At 62.8% G+C, this 16,272-nt stretch carries 14 protein-coding genes; 2 read left to right on the top strand and 12 right to left on the bottom strand.

The features are described 5' to 3' along the window. Window positions 1–6: 6 nt before the first annotated feature. Complete coding sequence (gene fabI, locus BQ8482_RS05140) at window positions 7–819, top strand: enoyl-ACP reductase FabI (protein ID WP_123146525.1); 813 nt, start codon at window positions 7–9, stop codon at window positions 817–819. Window positions 820–927: 108 nt separating this feature from the next. Here the strand turns inward: fabI and BQ8482_RS05135 are convergent, their stop codons facing one another. From BQ8482_RS05135 to rimP, 10 genes are all read right to left on the bottom strand, one after another. After that, a complete protein-coding gene (locus tag BQ8482_RS05135) occupies window positions 928–1,941 on the bottom strand; it encodes a class I SAM-dependent methyltransferase (RefSeq protein WP_123146524.1) in 1,014 nt (337 codons plus the stop codon). Window positions 1,942–2,132: 191 nt separating this feature from the next. Next, window positions 2,133–4,280: a polyribonucleotide nucleotidyltransferase gene (gene pnp / locus BQ8482_RS05130; RefSeq protein ID WP_095493596.1), complete on the bottom strand. Its 2,148-nt coding sequence runs from the start codon at window positions 4,278–4,280 to the stop codon at window positions 2,133–2,135. A gap of 407 nt (window positions 4,281–4,687) precedes the next feature. Then, window positions 4,688–4,972 (bottom strand): 30S ribosomal protein S15, encoded by a 285-nt coding sequence (gene rpsO, locus BQ8482_RS05125; RefSeq protein ID WP_407660271.1) that lies wholly within the window; start codon window positions 4,970–4,972, stop codon window positions 4,688–4,690. 167 nt (window positions 4,973–5,139) lie between these two features. Then, on the bottom strand, window positions 5,140–6,234 hold the full coding sequence (gene corA / locus BQ8482_RS05120; protein ID WP_123146523.1) for a magnesium/cobalt transporter CorA: 1,095 nt from the start codon (window positions 6,232–6,234) through the stop codon (window positions 5,140–5,142). A gap of 44 nt (window positions 6,235–6,278) precedes the next feature. Beyond that, complete coding sequence (gene truB, locus BQ8482_RS05115) at window positions 6,279–7,241, bottom strand: tRNA pseudouridine(55) synthase TruB (protein ID WP_123146522.1); 963 nt, start codon at window positions 7,239–7,241, stop codon at window positions 6,279–6,281. After that, window positions 7,241–7,666, bottom strand: coding sequence for a 30S ribosome-binding factor RbfA (gene rbfA / locus BQ8482_RS05110; RefSeq protein WP_123146521.1), 426 nt, complete (start codon window positions 7,664–7,666; stop codon window positions 7,241–7,243). The genes truB and rbfA overlap by 1 nt, the downstream gene beginning before the upstream one ends. 232 nt (window positions 7,667–7,898) lie before the next feature. Next, complete coding sequence (gene infB, locus BQ8482_RS05105; RefSeq protein WP_123146520.1) at window positions 7,899–10,463, bottom strand: translation initiation factor IF-2; 2,565 nt, start codon at window positions 10,461–10,463, stop codon at window positions 7,899–7,901. Then, window positions 10,460–11,110, bottom strand: coding sequence for an RNA-binding protein (locus BQ8482_RS05100; RefSeq protein WP_123146519.1), 651 nt, complete (start codon window positions 11,108–11,110; stop codon window positions 10,460–10,462). The genes infB and BQ8482_RS05100 overlap by 4 nt, the downstream gene beginning before the upstream one ends. Before the next feature lie 38 nt (window positions 11,111–11,148). Next, complete coding sequence (gene nusA, locus BQ8482_RS05095; RefSeq protein ID WP_123147393.1) at window positions 11,149–12,744, bottom strand: transcription termination factor NusA; 1,596 nt, start codon at window positions 12,742–12,744, stop codon at window positions 11,149–11,151. A 47-nt stretch (window positions 12,745–12,791) separates the two neighbouring features. Next, the gene (rimP, locus tag BQ8482_RS05090) at window positions 12,792–13,436 is read right to left on the bottom strand and encodes a ribosome maturation factor RimP (RefSeq protein ID WP_123146518.1); all 645 of its coding nucleotides are present in this window, start codon (window positions 13,434–13,436) and stop codon (window positions 12,792–12,794) included. 298 nt (window positions 13,437–13,734) lie between these two features. Between rimP and BQ8482_RS05085 the strand changes: the two genes are divergently transcribed. After that, complete coding sequence (locus BQ8482_RS05085) at window positions 13,735–13,899, top strand: hypothetical protein (protein WP_077377234.1); 165 nt, start codon at window positions 13,735–13,737, stop codon at window positions 13,897–13,899. Window positions 13,900–13,979: 80 nt separating this feature from the next. Here the strand turns inward: BQ8482_RS05085 and trmB are convergent, their stop codons facing one another. Both trmB and metK read right to left on the bottom strand, forming a co-directional pair. Then, a complete protein-coding gene (gene trmB, locus BQ8482_RS05080) occupies window positions 13,980–14,681 on the bottom strand; it encodes a tRNA (guanine(46)-N(7))-methyltransferase TrmB (protein ID WP_123146517.1) in 702 nt (233 codons plus the stop codon). Between the two features lie 11 nt (window positions 14,682–14,692). Then, window positions 14,693–15,982 carry a methionine adenosyltransferase gene (gene metK, locus BQ8482_RS05075; RefSeq protein ID WP_095488070.1) on the bottom strand — a complete coding sequence of 430 codons (1,290 nt, stop codon included), beginning with the start codon at window positions 15,980–15,982 and terminating at the stop codon, window positions 14,693–14,695. Between the last annotated feature and the right edge of the window lie 290 nt (window positions 15,983–16,272).

Raw genomic sequence — 16,272 nt, 5'->3', positions numbered from 1 at the left:
CCGATCATGGGCGGATTGATGAAAGGCAAGCGTGGGCTTGTCATGGGTGTCGCCAACGACCATTCGATCGCCTGGGGCATCGCCCGAAAACTGTCCGAACATGGGGCAGAACTCGCCTTCACCTATCAGGGCGAAGCCTTTGGGCGCCGGGTCAAGCCGCTCGCCGACAAACTCGGCTCCTCGCTGGTCGTGCCTTGCGACGTCGAGGACAGCGGATCGGTTGCCGCTACCTTCGAGACCTTGGGCGAGGCCTGGGGAGGGCTGGACTTCGTCGTCCACGCCATCGGCTTTTCCGACAAGAACGAGCTGAAGGGCCTTTACGCCGACACCAGCCGCGACAATTTCGTCCGCACCATGGTCATCTCCTGCTACTCCTTCACCGAGGTCGCCCGTCATGCCGCCGCGCTGATGAAGGGCAGCGGCTCGATGATCACGCTGACCTATGCCGGTTCCGTCCGTGTCATGCCGAACTACAACGTCATGGGCGTCGCCAAGGCCGGTCTGGAAGCCAGCGTCCGCTATCTCGCCAACGACTACGGCCCGCGCGGCATCAGGGTGAACGGCATATCCGCGGGACCGGTGCGGACATTGGCGGGTGCCGGGATTTCCGATGCACGCCACATGTTTTCCTACCAGCAGCGCAACTCGCCGCTTCGCCGTACAGTGACCATCGACGAAGTCGGTGGTTCCGCGCTCTACCTCCTGTCCGACCTGTCGTCAGGCGTCACCGGCGAAATCCACTATGTCGATTCCGGCTACCACATCGTCTCGATGCCGACGCTCGACGAGCTGAAGCGGACCGACAACGTACGAGATTAATTCGGCCCGTAAAAAATGCGACGGCCTTGCCGGCAAGCAGACTGGAACGATGGTCGAAGAGCGCGGCCATAGATACGGCGCCTTGCCGATCTGCACTGAACTCCGCGTTCAGCGGCGCGCCGCGTGAACCTTGAACATGCCGTCGCGGGCGATCTCGGCATGGCTGGAGAAGGCGGCCGCCAGCACCGGCTCGTAGGGAAGCTGACGGTTCGCCACCATGAACAGCCGCCCACCCGGCTTCAGCGCCTTTGCCGCGGCGCGGATCATGCCGGCACCGATCTCCGGCTCGGCCGCCCGGCTGCGATGGAAGGGCGGGTTCATGACGATGGCGTCATAGCGCCGCTCGACCGGCTCGCTCAAAAGATCGATCCAGAAGAAACCTGGTTCCGCCGCTGTATTGCCGATATTGCCTTTCGCCGCCTCCAGCGTATCGAACTCGGCTTCGTAGAGATCGAGCGCCGATATGCCAGGTGAGCGGGCGGCGACCTCGGCCGCCACATAGCCCCAGCCGGCACAGAAATCGGCAACGCTGCCACGCAGGTCGCCGGGCAGATTGTCGACCAGCAATTTCGAACCTGTATCGATCTTGTCGAAAGAGAACATGCCTGGCGCGGTGCGGAACCGGCCCTCGAGCAGAAGGGTTGGATTGGCGGCGCGAAGCGCTGCCGCGACCGCAGCATCGGCAGGTCGATGGAACCAGAAGGCGATGCCGTGATGTTTCGGCAAATGGCCGTCGAGCGGCACAAGCTCGCCGATGCGCTTGCGCAGGCTGGCAATGCCATCGTCCTTGGCGCCGGCGACGATAATCGATCGGCCCGGCCTCACACGCTCAATCGCCTCAGCGATGCGCAATTCGTTTTGCCCGCGATGACGGCCGGCAAGCACCAGTGCCGCGTCGAAACCCCCGCCCTCCAGCCGCGGCGTGACCGTGAAGCCCGACCCCTGCAGCGTGCGAAAATGCGGGCGGAAGCCTTGCACCAGATGCAGTGCCGCATCGAAGCCTGCGGGCAGGCGGAAACCCGGTTCAGCGCCGAGAAAGAGGACACGCTCGCCCTTACGCGGCGGGGAGACAGCCTCGGCCTCGAACGGATGGAACAGTGTCTTCAGCGGCTCGGCGGACATTCTTCGATCTCGAAATGCAGCTGGCTTGTCTAGAAAATGAAAACGGGCGCGACCTGTCGGCGCGCCCGTTTCGATTGTATCGCTTCGCATCGGCCCGAATCGGAATCGATTTCGGAAAGCACGATGCGAACATTCAAAGCCTTAGAGCGTACTACGTGCGTCCATTTTGGACGCACGTCGCTCTAAATCGCTCAGGCGGCGTCTTCTTCGCCTTCGGCCTTCTTGTCGCGGGCGATTTCCTTGCCCGTGGCCTGGTCGACGACCTTCATCGACAGGCGGACCTTGCCGCGTTCGTCGAAGCCCATCAGCTTGACCCAGACCTTGTCGCCTTCCTTGACGACGTCGGAGGTCTTGGCGACGCGATCGGTAGCGAGCTGCGAGATGTGGACGAGGCCGTCACGCGGACCGAAGAAGTTGACGAAAGCGCCGAAGTCGGCGGTCTTGACGACCGTGCCCTCGTAGATTTCGCCGACTTCCGGCTCGGCGACGATGGTGTGGATCCACTTCTTCGCCGCCTCGATCTCCTTGGCATTGGACGAAGCGATCTTGACCGTACCGTCGTCCTCGATGTTGATCTTGGCGCCGGTCTTTTCGACGATCTCGCGGATGACCTTGCCGCCCGAGCCGATAACATCGCGGATCTTGTCGGTCGGGATGTGCATGACCTCGATGCGCGGCGCGAATTCGCCGAGTTCGGCACGCGCGCCGGACAGCGCATGGCCCATTTCGCCGAGGATATGCTGGCGGCCGTCCTTGGCCTGGTCCAGGGCGATCTTCATGATCTCCTCGGTGATGCCCTCGATCTTGATGTCCATCTGCAGCGAGGTGATGCCGTTGGCGGTGCCGGCAACCTTGAAGTCCATGTCGCCGAGATGATCCTCGTCGCCGAGAATGTCGGAGAGCACCGCGAAGCGCTCGCCTTCCTTGATGAGACCCATGGCAATGCCGGCGACCGGCTTGGCCAGCGGAACACCGGCATCCATCAGCGCCAGCGAGGTGCCGCAGACGGTGGCCATCGACGACGAACCGTTGGACTCGGTGATCTCCGAGACGACGCGCAGCGTGTAGGGGAACTGGTCTGATGTCGGCAGCATCGGGCGGATCGCGCGCCAGGCCAGCTTGCCGTGACCGATTTCGCGGCGGCCGGGCGAACCCATGCGACCGGTTTCGCCGACCGAATAGGGAGGGAAGTTGTAGTGAAGGAGGAACTTCTCCTTGTACATGCCGGTCAGCGAATCGACATACTGCTCGTCCTCGCCGGTGCCGAGCGTGGCGACGACCAGCGCCTGGGTCTCGCCGCGGGTGAACAGCGCCGAGCCGTGGGTACGCGGCAGGACGCCGACTTCGGAGACGATCTTGCGGACCGTCTTCAGATCGCGGCCGTCGATGCGCGAACCGGTGTCGAGGATGTTCCAGCGCACGACCTTGGCCTGGAGCTCCTTGAACACGGTGCCGATCTGTTCGGACGTGTATTTTGCTTCCTCGCCTTCGGCGGGTGCGAACGCAGCCTTGACCTTCGCCTTTACGGCGTCGACGGCGGCATAGCGCTTCTGCTTGTCGGTGATCTTGTAGGCATCGCGAAGCTCGCCTTCGACGATCTTCAGCATCTCCGCTTCAAGCGCCGAATAGTCCGGCGCGGTGAAATCGCGCGGATCCTTGGCGGCGACCTCGGCCAGCTTGATGATCGCGTCGATCACCGGCTGGAAGCCGCGATGGCCGAACATAACGGCGCCGAGCATCAGGTCCTCGCCGAGTTCCTTGGCTTCGGACTCGACCATCAGCACGGCGTCGGAGGTGCCGGCGACGATCAGGTCAAGCTTGGATTCCTGCATCTCGTCGACATGCGGATTGAGCACATATTCGCCGTTGATGTAGCCGACGCGGGCGCCGCCGATCGGGCCCATGAAAGGGACGCCGGACAGCGTCAAGGCCGCCGAGGTGGCGACGATCGACAGGATATCCGGGTCGTTTTCGAGATCATGCTGGACGACGGTGACAACGATCTGCGTGTCGTTCTTGTAGCCGTCAGCGAAGAGCGGGCGGATCGGCCGGTCGATAAGGCGGGAAACCAGCGTTTCCTTTTCGCTCGGACGACCTTCGCGCTTGAAATAGCCGCCCGGGATCTTGCCGGCGGCATAGGTCTTTTCCTGATAGTTGACGGTCAGCGGGAAGAAATCGAGGCCGGGCTTCGGTTCCTTCATCGAAACGACGGTGGCGAGAACCTTGGTTTCGCCGTAGGTGGCGAGCACCGCGCCGTCAGCCTGGCGCGCAATCTTGCCGGTTTCGAGGATGAGCGGGCGGCCGCCCCATTCGATTTCCACTTTGTGGTGATTGAACATGTCTTGTCCTTCATATGCGGAAAGAGCCGCGCCATTTCACCGTGCGCGAGTGCCCCTTTCCCTTGGCTTCGTTTCTCGGGCAGCCACGGGCAAGACAACGGGAAGCTCGGGTAAATCCGGCGCGGTGCCGGGCGAGCGTCCTGCAATCCTGCCCCATGACCGTCCATGGGCGGTTTCGAATGGCCCTGTGCTATCTCGAAACCGGGTCTGGCCAATCGATCCGACTGGCCTTGCGCATGACCCCGAAAACCGCGGCTCTCGGAAAATGCCTTGCGCAAATTCAAAGTTTCAGAGCGTCCTATGTGCGCGTCCAAATCGATGCGCGGCGCTCTACTTCCTTCATTAGAGCAATGGACTGCTCCAATGCGCGACCGGCGGGCCCTCGAAAGAACCCGCCGGTCAATTCGTCAACGGCGCAGACCGAGCTTCTCGATCAGCGTCTGATAGCGCGCGTCATCCTTGCGCTTGAGATAATCAAGCAGGCTGCGGCGCTGGGAGACGAGAGCGAGCAGACCACGGCGGGAATGGTTATCCTTCTTGTGGTCCTTGAAATGGTCGGTCAGGTTCTTGATGCGCTCGGAAAGGATGGCCACCTGGACTTCCGGGGACCCGGTATCGCCCTTGGCGGTTGCGAATTCACCCATCAATTCCTTCTTGCGCTCGGCAGTAATCGACATCGTGTTTTTCCTTATCTGTTTGAGGAAACGGGACGCCCTCGGCCGGGATGTCGTCCAGCAGGGGCCGGTACAAGCAACGTGTCATTGCACGATGCTGCGGCGCATATAGTGCAATTCAGGCAAAAACACCAGCCCAATTCACAAGCCGGCTTTTTGCTGCACAAACGAAGATTTGTCTTCGGCTAAAGCCACTTCTTCCATCTGAAGAAAGCGATAAGCCCGAGCGCGACAACAGCCATGAACACGAGCGCCGCCGGATATCCGTATTGGGCCTTCAGCTCCGGCATGTTCCATGGCGAGGTTTCGGGATCGAAGTTCATGCCCCAAACGCCAGCGAGAAAGGTGAGCGGGATGAAGATCACCGAGACGATCGTCAGATAGCTGATGACATCGCTGGTGCGCGCCTGGCTCAGCGACAGATGCATCTCGATCAGACCGGTCAGCATGTCGCGCTGGGTTTCGACCAGTTCGATGAGCCGAAGCGAGTGATCGAGCGTGTCGTTCAGGAAGATCTTGGTCTCGGGCTTCACATAGGGCACGTCGTTGCGGATCAGCGTCGCCAGCGCATCGCGCATCGGCCAAAGCACCCCCTTCAGCACATTGGCGTCGCGCCGCAACTCGTGAAGCCGCCGCATCTGGTGCTTGTCCGCCGCGCGCAGCATCTGATCCTCGATGCTGTCGACCAATTCGCCGGCAGTCTCGATCGGCGGGAAATAGCTGTCGACAATGGCGTCGATCAGCGCATAGGCGAGATAGTCAGCGCCGCGTGCGCGCAGCCGGTTGGGCATCGAGCTTGCGATGCGCTTGCGCACGGGATCGAACGGATCGCCTTCGCGCTCCTGGAAGGTGACGACGAAGTTCCTGCCGAAGAAGACCGCGATCTGCTCGTAACGATGCGCGGTGACGTCGTCGATCATCCTGACGACGACGAAGGCATGGTCCTCGAAGAAATCCACCTTCGGCCGCTGGCCGGTGTTGACGACGTCTTCCAGCGCCAGCGGATGCAGGCTGAAAATCCGGCCGATCTCCTCGATCAGCGGGATGTTGGCGAGACCGGTACAATCGAGCCAAATGACCGGCCATGTGTCGCAATGAGCGTTGACGTCGTCGATGCTGGCATTTTCGATTGTCTCGAATTTGTCGAGCGACATCAGCGTCAGTCGCAGTTCACTGCGCCGCGCCGCCGGGTCGGCGATCAGCGTGCCCGGTGATGCGCCGACCGGCGGCCGCCGCGCTGTCACCGGCGCCCGCTTCTTGATCGTCTCGGCCTTTGCCATGTGCCCCTCGGATGCTACGTCTGATCGAGATTAGACGACGGGACTCACCCGGCAAAGACCCGCTTCGGCTTGAACATGCCTTGTTCGACGGCGCCGATGGCGACCAGCTTGCCGCGCGCCGTAGCGCAGGCTTCCTCGGCTTCCACCGGCGCGTCGCGGCCACGGATGATGACCGGATTGCCGAGGCGGATTTTTGTTGCAGCGTCGTCGCTGATCGCGATTTGCGGCAGGCAGTCGAGCGCGGCTGATGTGTCGACCAGAAGCGCATCGATGGCGTCGAAATCGACCGGCACCGTGTCCGCTGAATCCGAACGTTCATCGCCCTGTTCGCCGAAGCGAGCGGCTTCCAGCTCGGCGATGGTGACGAAGTCTTCCTGCGTGAACGGCTCGACCTCGATCCGGCGCAGTTCGGCGATATGACCGAAACAGCCGAGGTCGCGGCCCATGTCGCGTGCCAGCGACCGCACATAAGTGCCCTTGCCGCATTCGACCTCGAAAATGGTGCGATCAGCACTGTGCTCAATCAGGTCGAGACGGCCGATCTCGACCTCCCGCGCCGGGATGTCGACCGTCGCGCCGTCGCGGGCAAGGTCATAGGCGCGCTCGCCTGCGATCTTGATGGCCGAAAATTGCGGCGGCGTTTGCATGATGACGCCGGTATATTTCGGCATCAGCAAAAGCACATCGGCTTCCGCCGGACGCTGGTCGGAGCTTTTCGTCACCGGCCCTTCGAGATCATCGGTCGAACGCTCCTCACCCCAGGCAACCGTGAAGCGGTAGACCTTGGCGCCATCCTGGACATAGGGCACGGTCTTGGTCGCTTCGCCGAGCGCAATCGGCAGCATGCCGGAAGCGAGCGGGTCGAGCGTGCCAGCATGGCCGGCCTTTTCCGCCTGGAACAACCATTTGATCTTGGAGACGGCTTCGGTCGAGCCCATGCCGACGGGCTTGTCCAGCACCAGCCAGCCGGAGATCGGCCGGCCCTTCTTCTTGCCGCGACGCGCCACTATTTTTCGTCCTTGTCGTTGTCTTTATTCTGATCGTCGGGGCAGAGATCGCGCGCCACTTCGGGCGAGTGCAACAATTCGTTGATCTTCTGGAAATTGTCGTAGCTGGTGTCGAGCCGGAAGCGGAATTCCGGCATGTACTTCATCTGCCGGAGCGCGCCGGAAACGCGGCCGCGCACGAATTTCGCATGCTTGTTGAGCGCTTCGACCACCGCATCGGCATCGCCAGCGCCGAGCGGCGAGACGAAGGCGGTGGCGATCTTCAGATCGGGCGACATGCGCACCTCCGAGACCGAAACCACGGCGTTCTCGATCAGCGGATCGATGATCTCGCCGCGTTGCAAGGTTTCCGACAGCGCATGGCGCACCTGCTCGCCGACGCGAAGCATGCGCTGGGATGGACCTGACGTGGTTGAACGGGGCATTTTTCTCTATCCTGAAATCGTGAGGCACGGGATGGGACCGCGCCGCATGTCTCATATGCTTTAGAGCCTGACCCATCCCGATAAGAATCGGAATGGATCAGGCTCTATTTTTTTGTTTGACCATGATCTTCTCCGAAAACCCGATTCCACTTTTCGGGATCATGGTTTAGGCGGCAGCCTTTCGACCACCGCCCGGGTCTCAGTAGATGCTCGAACTCAAGTTGCTCGAAACTCAGAGCGTCCTGGTCACCATCTCGACGCGGAAGCACTCGATGACGTCGCCGACGCGCATGTCTTCGTAGTTCTGGAAGGCCATGCCGCATTCCTGGCCGCCCGGGACTTCCGCAACTTCGTCCTTGAAGCGCTTCAGGGTCTTCAGCGTGCCTTCGTGGATGACGACGTTGTCGCGGATCAGGCGAACGCCCGCACCGCGCTCGACCTTGCCTTCGGTGACACGGCAGCCGGCGATCTTGCCGACCTTGGTGATGTCGAAGATCTCGAGGATCTCCGCATTGCCGATGAAGGTCTCGCGACGCTCCGGCGAAAGCAGGCCGGAGAGCGCCGCCTTCACGTCATCCACGAGATTGTAGATGATGGAGTAGTAGCGGATCTCGATGCCTGCCGCCGCGGCAGCCGCGCGCGCCTGCACATTGGCGCGGACGTTGAAACCGATGATCGCGGCACCCGATGTTTCCGCCAGCGACACGTCGCTTTCGGTGATGCCGCCAGCGCCCGCATGGACGATGCGCGCACGCACCTCGTCGGTGCCGAGCTTGTCCAGCGCCGCGTTGATCGCCTCGATCGAGCCCTGCACATCGCCCTTGATGACCAGCGGGAATTCCTTCAGCCCGCTCGTCTGCAGTTGCGACATCATCTGTTCGAGCGAACCACGCTGGCCGGCATGCTTGGCCACCGCCTTCTCGCGCGCCAGACGCTGACGGTATTCGGTGATCTCGCGGGCGCGGGCTTCGTTGTTGACCACGGCGAAGCGGTCGCCGGCCTGCGGGGTTCCCTGCAGACCGAGCACCTCGACCGGCATCGCCGGCGGCGCTTCCTTGATCTGCCCGCCGCGGTCGTTGACCAGCGCGCGCACCCGGCCCCATTCGTTGCCGGCAACGAGGATATCGCCAGGCATCAGCGTGCCGGTCTGGACAAGCACGGTGGCGACGGGGCCGCGGCCCTTGTCGAGCTGGGCTTCGATGACGACGCCCTCGGCGGTGCGGTCCGGATTGGCCTTCAGGTCGAGGATTTCGGCCTGCAGCAGGATCGCTTCGAGCAGCTTGTCCAGATTGGTACCCTTGGTCGCCGACACTTCGACGTCCAGCACCTCGCCGCCCATCGATTCGACGAAGACTTCGTGGCGCAGCAGTTCCGAACGCACCTTCTGCGGGTCGGCATCATGCTTGTCGATCTTGTTGATCGCCACGATGATCGGAACGCCGGCCGCCTTGGCATGGCTGATCGATTCGATCGTCTGCGGCATCACGCTGTCGTCGGCCGCCACCACGAGGATGGCGATGTCTGTCGCCTGGGCGCCGCGGGCGCGCATCGCCGTGAAGGCGGCGTGGCCGGGCGTGTCGATGAAGGTGATCTTATGACCGTTCTTCTCGACCTGATAGGCGCCGATATGCTGGGTGATGCCGCCGGCCTCGCCGGACACGACATTGGCATTGCGGATGGCATCGAGCAGCGACGTCTTGCCGTGATCGACATGGCCCATGATGGTTACCACCGGCGGACGCGGCTCGAGATCTTCGGGACGATCGGCGATGTTGAACAGGCCTTCCTCGATGTCGGACTCGGCGACGCGGCGAACCGTGTGGCCGAATTCGGTGGCGACCAGCTCGGCCGTGTCGGCGTCGATGACGTCGCCCGGCTTCAGGATTTGGCCCTGTTTCATGAAGAACTTGACCACATCGACGGCGCGCTCGGACATGCGCTGCGCCAGCTCCTGGATGGTGATGGTTTCGGGCAGTATCACTTCGCGCATGACTTTCTCGCGCGGTTCATTATGCAGCGCGCGCTTGAATTTCTCCTGGCGCCGACGCATCGACGACAGCGAACGCGCTCGCGCATCCTCATCGGAAAGTGCGGCATTCAACGTCAGCTTGCCGCGGCGGCGATCTTCCTCGCCCTTGGTCGGCTTGGCCGGACGCGCCACTTCGGGCGTGACCGGACGGCGCACCGGCGCTCCGGCGCCAGTGCGCTTCGGCTTGACGTCCTCGTCGTCGACCGTCGCCAGTTCGGCAGCCAGCGGCGCGCGGCGGCGCGCCTCTTCCTCGGCACGCCGGCGGGACTCCGCTTCGGCCTGCAGCCGGGCTTCTTCCTCGGCCTGGCGGCGCGCGGATTCCTCGCGCTCGCGACGGCGGCGCTCTTCATCCTCGGCGCGGCGCTTGGCCTCGTCGATGGCGCGCTGGCGATCCTCGACGTCGCGCACCTTCGAGCCCTCAAGGGCCCGGCGGCGCGCCTCCATCTCATTGCGCGACAATTCGTTCAGCACCATGCCGCCGCGTTCGACAGGCGGCAGAGGCGGCGGCGCCTTGGGCGCCTCCTGCACAACGGGCGCTGCCGCGACCGGCGCCTTCGGCGTGAAGACGGACGGGGCAGCGGCCGGCTCCGGCTTGTCACCGGGCAGCGAGAACTTGCGCTTCTTGGTCTCGACCACGACCGCCTTGGTGCGGCCATGCGAGAAGCTCTGGCGCACGGTGCCCTGTTCCGTACCGGGGCGCTTCAGCGTCAAAGTCTTCTTCGGCGTAACACTCAACGTCTTGTCGTCGCCCGATTTCGTATCGTTCATTCCATATCCTCTGCGGCATCATCTTCGTCAGCAACGGCCGCAAGCATTGCCAGATCGTCCGGGGAACCGCCCCGATACCGGTCGAGCGCAACCATGCGCTTCTTGACCGCCCTGCCCGCGTCTCCCGCGAGAACGGCAGCATGTATCACATTTGTACCCCCCAATGCCAAGCTCAACTCGGCCTCGGAGAAAAGTTTGTAGGCAGGGATGGCGGGGCCGCCAAGGTGGACGGTTGCCCGTCGCGCCTGACTGATCTTGCGGACGCCGTCATCTGACGCCTCGGTCGCATGCAACACGAAAAGCGCCAGCCCACCACGTACCGCGCTCTCGACCTTAGTGGCGCCGAGCGCGATCGCGCCTGCCTTGCGGGCAAGACCGAGCATGCCCAGAGCGGATCTGGAAAGCAGCCCGTCTACCATGCCGCCAAGATCGGTCGGCACAGTCACCTGCGCCTTGAAGGCGCGAGCGAACAGGTTTTTCGCTGCCGCCTTGTCGATATGTAGGCGGTCGGCGGTCACCCAGCAACCGCGGCCGGGGAGGTTTTTCCTGATATCCGGAACGACGGCCGAATCCGGGCCGACGACGAAACGGATCAGTTCATCCGGTTCGGCCTGTCTGCGCGTGACGATGCAAGTGCGATCGTTCATCTCGTCCAAGGGCGGGTTGTGTGCGATGCGGTTTCACCTCACGCACCAACGGCTTCGTCAGCCGTCACGTCTTTGGCCGCAAGCTCGTCTTCGGTGATCCAGCCGGCCTTGAGGCGGGCGGCCAGAACCATCTGCTCGGCATCGGCACGCGACACGCCGTGACTGGCGAGCACGCCGGGGAACACCTTCGTCTCGCCGTCCTTGCGTTCCTTCCAGCCGGTCAGGTCATCGGCCGCATAGCCGGCGAAATCCTCGATCGTCTTCACGCCGTCCTCGCCGAGTGTCACCATCATGGCGGTGGTCACGCCGGGAATCTCACGCAGCTCGTCCTTGACGCCCAGCGCCTTGCGCTTCTCGTCATGCTCGGCTTCGATCTTCTCCAGATACTCGCGGGCGCGGGCCTGGATTTCCGAGGCGGTGTCCTCGTCGAAGCCGTCGATCGACGCGATCTCGTCAGCATCGACATAGGCGACTTCCTCGACGCTGGTGAAGCCTTCGGAGGCGAGCACCTGGCCGACCATCTCGTCGACGTTGAGCGCATCCATGAACAGAGCCGAGCGTTCGACGAACTCCTTCTGGCGGCGCTCGCTCTCCTCCTGCTCGGTCAGGATGTCGATATCCCAGCCGGTGAGCTGCGAGGCGAGCCGGACGTTCTGGCCGCGGCGGCCGATGGCCAGCGACAGCTGGTCGTCCGGCACCACGACCTCGATGCGTTCGGCGTCCTCGTCGAGCACGACCTTGGCGACTTCCGCCGGCTGCAGCGCGTTGACGATGAAGGAAGCGGCCGAAGGCGACCACGGAATGATGTCGATCTTCTCGCCCTGCAATTCGCCGACCACCGCCTGAACGCGGCTGCCGCGCATGCCGACGCAGGCGCCGACCGGATCGATGGAACTGTCACGCGAGATGACGGCGATCTTGGCGCGCGAACCCGGATCGCGGGCGACCGACTTGATCTCGATGATGCCGTCGTAGATTTCCGGGACTTCCATGGTGAACAGCTTCGCCATGAACTGCGGATGGGTGCGCGACAGGAATATCTGCGGACCGCGCTGCTCGCGGCGCACGTCATAGACATAGGCGCGGACGCGATCGCCATATTTGTAGTTTTCGCGCGGGATCAGCTCGTCGCGGCGGATGATCGCCTCGCCGCGGCCGAGATCGACGATGACATTGCCGTATTCGACGCGCTTGACGGTGCCGTTGACGATCTCGCCGATGCGGTCCTTGTACTCGTCATACTGGCGGTCACGCTCGGCCTCGCGCACCTTCTGCACAATGACCTGCTTGGCCGACTGGGCGGCGATGCGGCCGAAATCCATCGGCGGCAGCTGTTCGGCAATGAAGTCGCCGAGCTGGGCGTCGGGATTGCGCTCGCGCGCCGAGGAAATGGCGATCTGCGTCGCATAGTCGTCGACCTTCTCGACCACCTCCATCAGCCGCTGCAGCTTCATCTCGCCGGTATTCGGATTGATGTCGGCACGGATGTTGGTTTCCTGGCCATAGCGCGAGCGCGCCGCCTTCTGGATCGCATCGGCCATGGCGGCGATGACGATCGACTTGTCGATCGACTTTTCACGCGCGACCGCATCGGCGATCTGCAGCAGTTCAAGCCTGTTGGCGCTTACAACCATCGTTTTTCTCCCGAGCTTGTTGCCGAGCCTTGCGCCCGGCAGCCCAATCACATTTCCTGTTCGGTTTCATCTTCCGCGCCCGCTTCTACGCCCTCTGGCGCGTCTTCGGGTTCGCCGCGGCGCTTCTTAGTTTCCTTGCGCGCCCTGTTGTCCTTCGACAGTGCGTCGCGGATAAGGTCGTCGGTCAGGACCAGCCGTGCTTCGGCAATCGCACCGTAGGGCACACGCACCGTCGGCTGTTCGCCATAGGCCGCCTTGTCGCGCTCGATCAGCACGCCGTCCGCGTCGCTCTCGGCGATCTTGCCCTTGAAGCGCTTGCGGTCGGCGACAAGGACCGAGGTTTCCATCTTCACCAGATGACCCGTCCAGGTCGCGAAATCCGACTTACGGACCAGCGGCCGGTCGATACCCGGCGACGACACTTCGAGATGATATGCCTTTTCGATCGGATCATCGACATCAAGCGCAGGCGACACCGCCCGGCTGACCTCTTCGCAATCCTCGACGGTCATGGTGCCGTCCTCGCGCTCGGCCATGATCTGCAGCGTCAGCCCGTTCTGGCCTGTCAGATGCACCCTGACAAGGCGGAAGCCGATGGCACGCAGCACCGGCTGCACGATCAGCGCGATGCGCGCATCGATGCCGCTTTCGCGGATGATGCGGTCGTCGCTGTCGGGTACCGTTGCCGTCATTCTATTCCTGTCGCTTCATTGGTGGTCGGAAGGTAATAAAAAAGAGCGGGACCGGGTGGACCCACTCTTCGCCATACCGACCAAGAATTTGAGCTTGATATAGACGATCGCGGCCGTCGTTTCAAGTCCGCATGCGTGGCCCGTATGCAGGGCCGGGCGAAACTGCCGGAGGCGGCAGCCTTGCACAGAACGCATAGCGGCCATGCGGCGACATCCCTGTGATATCAGGCAATACGCGCCTATTTATGTTGCGCTGCACAAATTCAATCACGCATTGCAGCGGTGAAAGGGCATAATCATGACCAACCGCAAGGTTTTCTCGGCCATCGGCGATTTCTTCACCGTGTTCGGCAGCGCCGTCGCCGCTTCGCACGCCGTCGAAGCCGGGCGCAAGCCGCGCGCGCACGATCTGCGCAATCTCGGCATGGATCCGGCCGCCTTCAACAAGATCGGCCGCTTCTAAGACCGGCGATGCAGGGCGAGGACATCTTTGGTCCTCGTCGACGGCAAAGCGCGCGATGCGCGATGCTTAACGAAATATGCCTATCTTCGGACGAAGGTGAGATAGGCCGGCCGCCGGCCTTCGCGAATGGCCTTCGCCTCGTAGCGGGTACCCGGCCAGCCCTCATAGGGCCGCTGCCAGTCGGCTGCCTCTTCAGCCTGCCACGCAAACGCACCATGTGCCCGGCAGTGCAGCAGCGTCCAGTTCACATAGCTATCGATATCGGACGCAAAGCGGAATTTTCCGCCTGACTTCAGCACGCGGGCGAGACGGTCGAGATTGACCGGACTGACGAAGCGGCGCTTCCAGTGTTTCTTCTTCGGCCAGGGATCGGGATAGAGCAGGTCGATGCCGTCGAGCGAGGCTTGCGGGAGCCAGTCGAGCAGGCGTGTGGCGTCGTCGTCATAGACCCGAAGATTGGCAAGTGGCCTTTTCATGACCGCCATCATCAGCTTGGCCATGCCGTTGACGAAAGGCTCGACGCCGACAAAACCGGTCTCAGGAGCCGCCGTCGCCCGATGCAGCAGGTGCTCGCCGCCGCCGAAACCAATTTCGAGATGAATGGCGCGGACATCGGCTTCGAACAGGCTGCGCAATTCGGCCGGCGGTCCAGCCGCCAGATCGAGCCGGTAGGTGCTGAAGCCGCTTTCCAGTGCCGCTGCCTGCTGCGGACGGATGGTCTTGCCGCGCCGGCGACCGAAAAATGCTTCGGTCGCACGGCTTGGCCGGTCTTTCGGATCCATGGACGCCGCGGCTAGGCCGCGACTGCTTCGGCGGGCGCCTCGGCGAGTGCATCCTTGAGCGCCTTGGCGAGGTCGGTCTTTTCCCAGGAGAAGGACCCGTCGCGGCCGGCCTTGCGGCCGAAATGGCCATAAGACGACGTCTTGGCGTAAATCGGCTTGTTGAGATCGAGGTGACGGCGGATGCCGGACGGCGACAGGTCCATCACGGTGCGCAGCGCCTGCTCGAGCTTTGCCTCATCGACCTTGCCGGTGCCGTGCAGGTCGACATAGACCGACAGCGGCTGGGCGACGCCAATGGCATAGGAAAGCTGAATGGTGCAGCGATCGGCGAGCTTGGCGGCCACCACGTTCTTGGCGAGGTAGCGTGCCGCATAGGCTGCGGAACGGTCGACCTTGGTGGTGTCCTTGCCGGAAAAAGCACCGCCGCCATGGGGTGCAGCACCGCCGTAAGTGTCGACGATGATCTTGCGCCCGGTCAGGCCGGCGTCGCCGTCTGGCCCGCCGATGACGAATTTGCCCGTCGGGTTGATGTACCAGTTGCAGCTGTCGGCGATCTTCAGCTCGCCCAGCGCCTCGCGGATATAGGGTTCGACGACGTTGCGGACCTTCTTCGAATCCCAGCTGGCGTCGAGATGCTGGGTGGACAGCACGATTTGCGTCACTTCCGCCGCCTTGCCGTCGACATAGCGGACGGTGACCTGGCTCTTGGCGTCCGGCCCGAGCCGGCCGGCATCGCCGTTGCCCTCATGGCGCGCGGCGGCCAGCAATTCGAGGATCTTGTGGCTGTAGTAGATTGGTGCCGGCATCAGATCCGGCGTCTCGCGGCAGGCATAGCCGAACATGATGCCCTGGTCGCCGGCCCCTTCCTCGCCTTGCCGGTCGGAGGCATTGTCGACGCCCTGGCCGATATCCGGCGACTGGCCGTGCAGCAGAACCTCGATCTTTGCCGTCTTCCAGTGGAAACCGGCCTGTTCATAGCCGATTTCGCGGATCGCCTTGCGGGCGGCCGACTTGAATTTCGCTGGATTGACGAGCGGATGACCGGCGGCATCCATCAGGATGTTGCCGGCCTTGTCTTTCTTGAGCAGCGTCTCGGGGACGCGCACCTCGCCGGCGATGACGACGCGATTCGTGGTTGCCAACGTTTCGCAGGCGACGCGGACCTTCCAAGGGTCCATGCCGGTCTTTCTGGCCTCGCGATAGACCAGATCGACGATCTCGTCGGAGATACGATCACAAACCTTGTCGGGATGACCCTCGGCAACGGATTCCGAGGTGAATAGATAGTTTTGCCGCGTCACGGGTGTCCCCTCTTGAAAAAAAATATCGGCACGCTGCCGATTGGCGCGCCACGTGTTAGCTGTGCCGGGCGGCGCTCGTCAAGCGGTGCGGTCATTCTGGTGTAAAAATCGCGCTATATCTTATACCAACTGCGACCGGCTGTGACCGGCGGCAGGATGCCGCCAGCGTGCCTTAGCTCCAACACGTGCTTAGCTTCAACACGTTGATGAAAAAGACTTTGAGCACGGGCGTCGAGCAAAATCGATCCGCTCTCCGGCATGCCTATGGGATGTAAATTCCACGATGCGCG

The organism is Mesorhizobium delmotii, from assembly GCF_900149755.1.
GTDB classification, from domain to species: Bacteria; Pseudomonadota; Alphaproteobacteria; order Rhizobiales; family Rhizobiaceae; genus Mesorhizobium; species Mesorhizobium delmotii.
Note: the sequence above shows the minus strand (reverse complement) of the source record. Positions and strands in the feature narration are given on the sequence as shown.

Excerpts from the sequence above, each read along its gene's own strand:
- trmB (WP_123146517.1), bottom strand. The coding sequence starts at position 14,681 with ATGGATCCGAAAGACCGGCCAAGCCGTGCGACCGAAGCATTTTTCGGT.
- pnp (WP_095493596.1), bottom strand. The coding sequence starts at position 4,280 with ATGTTCAATCACCACAAAGTGGAAATCGAATGGGGCGGCCGCCCGCTC.
- corA (WP_123146523.1), bottom strand. The coding sequence starts at position 6,234 with ATGGCAAAGGCCGAGACGATCAAGAAGCGGGCGCCGGTGACAGCGCGG.
- fabI (WP_123146525.1), top strand. The coding sequence starts at position 7 with ATGGGCGGATTGATGAAAGGCAAGCGTGGGCTTGTCATGGGTGTCGCC.
- infB (WP_123146520.1), bottom strand. The coding sequence starts at position 10,463 with ATGAACGATACGAAATCGGGCGACGACAAGACGTTGAGTGTTACGCCG.
- BQ8482_RS05085 (WP_077377234.1), top strand. The coding sequence starts at position 13,735 with ATGACCAACCGCAAGGTTTTCTCGGCCATCGGCGATTTCTTCACCGTG.
- BQ8482_RS05100 (WP_123146519.1), bottom strand. The coding sequence starts at position 11,110 with ATGAACGATCGCACTTGCATCGTCACGCGCAGACAGGCCGAACCGGAT.
- rbfA (WP_123146521.1), bottom strand. The coding sequence starts at position 7,666 with ATGCCCCGTTCAACCACGTCAGGTCCATCCCAGCGCATGCTTCGCGTC.
- nusA (WP_123147393.1), bottom strand. The coding sequence starts at position 12,744 with ATGGTTGTAAGCGCCAACAGGCTTGAACTGCTGCAGATCGCCGATGCG.
- BQ8482_RS05135 (WP_123146524.1), bottom strand. The coding sequence starts at position 1,941 with ATGTCCGCCGAGCCGCTGAAGACACTGTTCCATCCGTTCGAGGCCGAG.
- rimP (WP_123146518.1), bottom strand. The coding sequence starts at position 13,436 with ATGACGGCAACGGTACCCGACAGCGACGACCGCATCATCCGCGAAAGC.